The sequence below is a fragment of the Jatrophihabitans sp. genome (assembly GCF_036389215.1).
In the GTDB taxonomy this organism is placed as follows: Bacteria; Actinomycetota; Actinomycetes; order Mycobacteriales; family Jatrophihabitantaceae; genus Jatrophihabitans_A.
In genome coordinates, this window is sequence record NZ_DASVQG010000124.1 from 1 (window position 1) to 3127 (window position 3127).

Here is a 3127-nt window from a genome sequence, read left to right on the forward strand (position 1 = left end):
CCGGGCTATGCCCTTCACTGCGGGGAACTTCACTACGCGGACCTTCACTGCGGGACCTTCACTGCGGGACCTTCACTACGCGGACCTTCACTGCGGGGAACTTCACTGCGCGGACCTTCACTGCGGGACCTTCACTGCGGGGACCTTCGCTACTTGCGTTCGGGTGCTGACACCCCGAGCATCGACAGGCCGTTGGCCAGCACCGTCCTGGTCGCGACGTCGAGCCAGAGCCGGGTGCGGTTGACATCGGTGATCGGCTCGTCGCCGACCGGCAGCACCCGGCAGGAGTCGTACCAGCGGTGGAACTCCCCCGCCAGCGCCTCGAGGTAGCGGGCCACCCGGTGCGGCTCGCGCAGCTCGGCGGCCTGGGCCACCACCCGCCCGAACTCACCGAGTGAGGTCAGCAACGCCGTTTCGGTCTCGTGGGTCAGCAGGCTCGGCTCGAAGACGTCGAGCCCGATGCCGACCGCGGCGGCGTTCTTCATCACGTTGACCGTCCGGGCGTGGGCGTACTGCACGTAGTGCACCGGGTTCTCGTTGGTGGCCCGGGTCAGCAGGTCGAGGTCGATGTCCAGCGTCGAGTCGGCCGACGAGCGGGCCAGCTGGTAGCGGGCGGCATCCACTCCGACCGCGTCCACCAGGTCCTCCAGCGTGATCACGTTGCCAGCCCGCTTGCCCATCCGGACCGGCTTGCCGTCCTTGACCAGGTTCACCATCTGCCCGATCAGGATCTGCAGGTTCACCCCCGGGATGTCACCGAAGCAGGCGCACATCGCCATCAGCCGGCCGACATAGCCGTGGTGGTCGGCGCCCAGCATGATGATCACCCGGTTGAAGCCGCGCTCGCGCTTGTCCAGGTAGTAGGCGAGGTCGCCGGCGATGTAGGCGGCGTCGCCGTCGCGCTTGATGACCACCCGGTCCTTGTCGTCACCGAAGTCGGTGGTCCGCAGCCAGATCGCTCCGTCGGCCTCGTAGATCCGGCCCTGCTCGCGCAGCCGGGCCACCGCCCGCTGCACCGCGCCTGATTCGTGCAGGGAGTTCTCATGGAAGTAGACGTCGAAGTCGACGCCGAAGTCGTGCAGGCTCTGCTTGATCTCGGCGAACATCAGCTCGACGCCGACGCCGCGGAACAGCTCCTGGGCCTGCTCGCGCGGCAGAGCGGTGGCCTCGGGGTGCCCGGCGACGATCCGCTCGGCGATCTCGCTGATGTAGGAGCCTGCGTAGCCGTCCTCGGGGACGTCCTCGCCGAGCGCGGCGGCCAGCAACGACCGGGCGAACCGGTCCACCTGGGCACCGTGGTCGTTGAAGTAGTACTCCCTGCTCACCTCGGCGCCACTGGCCTGCAGCACCCGCGCCAGCGAGTCGCCCACCGCGGCCCACCGGACGCCGCCGATGTGCACCGGGCCGGTCGGGTTGGCCGAGACGAACTCGAGGTTGACCCGCTCCCCTGCCAGGGTCGTCGAGCGGCCGTAGTCAGCGCCCTGCTCGACGATGGACTTGGCCAGGCTGCCGAGGCTGGCGCTGTCGAGGGTGATGTTGAGAAAGCCGGGACCGGCCACCTCCACGGCGGCGATGCCCTCGACGTCCAGCAGCACCTTGGCGATCGCCTCGGCGATCTCGCGGGGCGGGCGTCCGGCGGCCTTGGCCAGCCGCATCGCGACGTTGCTGGCGTAGTCGCCGTGCGCGCGGTTCTTGGGACGGTCGACGACAACCTCGGCCGGCGGTTCGGCGCTGAACGCACCGGATTCGACGGCGCGCTCGACGGCGCTCCGCAGCACGCGGCTGAGTTCGTCTGGGGTCACCGGGCCCATCCTAGTGCCGGGCGCGAGCCCGTTCTCAGGACTGTCGCGCTGCCCCTCGCCATCCAGCCGCGCGGCCGCCGAAGCATTACACAGGTAGTGGACCTAGACTCTGCCCGAGAAGGCGGCCAGCGTGCGCTGGGCCCAACGGAACGAAAGCGACCCGATGACCAATCCGACGAAGCCAGCGTCCGGTGGCCCGAAGAAGAACGAGCCTGGCAAGGCCGTCACCGGCAGCACTGCCGCTGGCAAGGCAGTGACCCGTACCCCGGCCAACCGGGCCCAGTCCAAGAAGATCGTCAACCAGCGCCAGACGCCGTGGGGGCTGATCATCGCCACCGTGCTGATCGTGTTGCTGGCGATCGGGGTGATCGGGTACGCGGTGAGCCAGAACAAGAAGAAGAGCGACAACTCGAACCCGGACAAGATCCCGGGGATCACCCACAAGGTCTTCAGCGGCGGTGATCACAAGGCCGGCGTGATCAGCTATGCCGAGTCCCCGCCCATGGGCGGCCCGCACTCGCCGATCTGGGCGGACTGCGACGGCACCGTGTACCCCGTTCAGATCGCGAGCGAGAATGCCGTGCACGGCCTGGAGCACGGCGCGGTCTGGATCACCTACAAGCCAGGCCTGCCCGCCGAGCAGCTCGACGTGCTCACCAAGCTGGTGTCCGGCCACCCGTACACGATGCTCACCCCGTATGCCGGGCTGAAGTCCAACGTGTCACTGCAGGCCTGGGGCTACCAGCTGTTCGTGGACTCGGCCACCGACTCTCGGGTGAAGCGGTTCATCGACACGCTGCGGCAGAGTCGGACCAACACCCCCGAACTGGGTGCCAGCTGCAGCAACCCGGGCTTCAAGTCCACTCCCAGCACTGCTGGCCACCCGGCAGAGTCCTGAGCCGGCACAGCCCTGAGCCGGCGGAGTCCTGATTCGAGATGGTCGTGAGCACCGAACGCCCGCAACTGGCGGCTGACGAGCCGCCAGTTGCCGGCGGGCTGCTGCACAAGTTGCTGATCGCGGTGCTCTGCCTCGCCACCCTGACGCTGGCCGGCGCGGCAGGCTATATCGCCGGGCACCGCAGCGGCTCGGCCGCACCGGACGCCTCATCGGTGGACGCCGGCCTCGCCTGGGACATGTCCGCGCATCACCGGCAGGCGGTGACGATGGCCGGCTACGTCCGCGACCACAGCACCGACGGCGTGGTCCGTACGCTCGCCTACGACATCGAGACCAGCCAGTTCAACCAGGTGGGCCAGATGCAGGGCGGGCTGGACGCCTGGGGACTGCCGCCGGAGAACCCCGGCACCCCGCTGAGCGGGATGTC

At 68.8% G+C, this 3127-nt stretch carries 3 protein-coding genes; 2 read left to right on the forward strand and 1 reads right to left on the reverse strand.

The genetic code is table 11. The features are described from left to right. Positions 1-149: 149 nt before the first annotated feature. Positions 150-1802, reverse strand: a complete 1653-nt coding sequence (gene argS, locus VF542_RS05605; RefSeq protein ID WP_408650719.1) for an arginine--tRNA ligase — start codon at positions 1800-1802, stop codon at positions 150-152. A 163-nt stretch (positions 1803-1965) separates the two neighbouring features. On the opposite strand from argS, the gene VF542_RS05610 reads away from it, so the two are divergent. Together VF542_RS05610 and VF542_RS05615 are read left to right on the forward strand one after the other, a co-directional pair. Further along, entirely contained in the window at positions 1966-2700 is a 735-nt protein-coding gene (locus VF542_RS05610; RefSeq protein ID WP_408650720.1) for a DUF3105 domain-containing protein, read from the forward strand. Between the two features lie 44 nt (positions 2701-2744). After that, the coding region (locus VF542_RS05615) for a DUF305 domain-containing protein (RefSeq protein WP_408650721.1) at positions 2745-3127 on the forward strand (383 nt) is incomplete at its 3' end.

Coding starts and splice junctions, on each gene's coding strand:
- VF542_RS05610 (WP_408650720.1), top strand. CDS start 1,966: ATGACCAATCCGACGAAGCCAGCGTCCGGTGGCCCGAAGAAGAACGAG.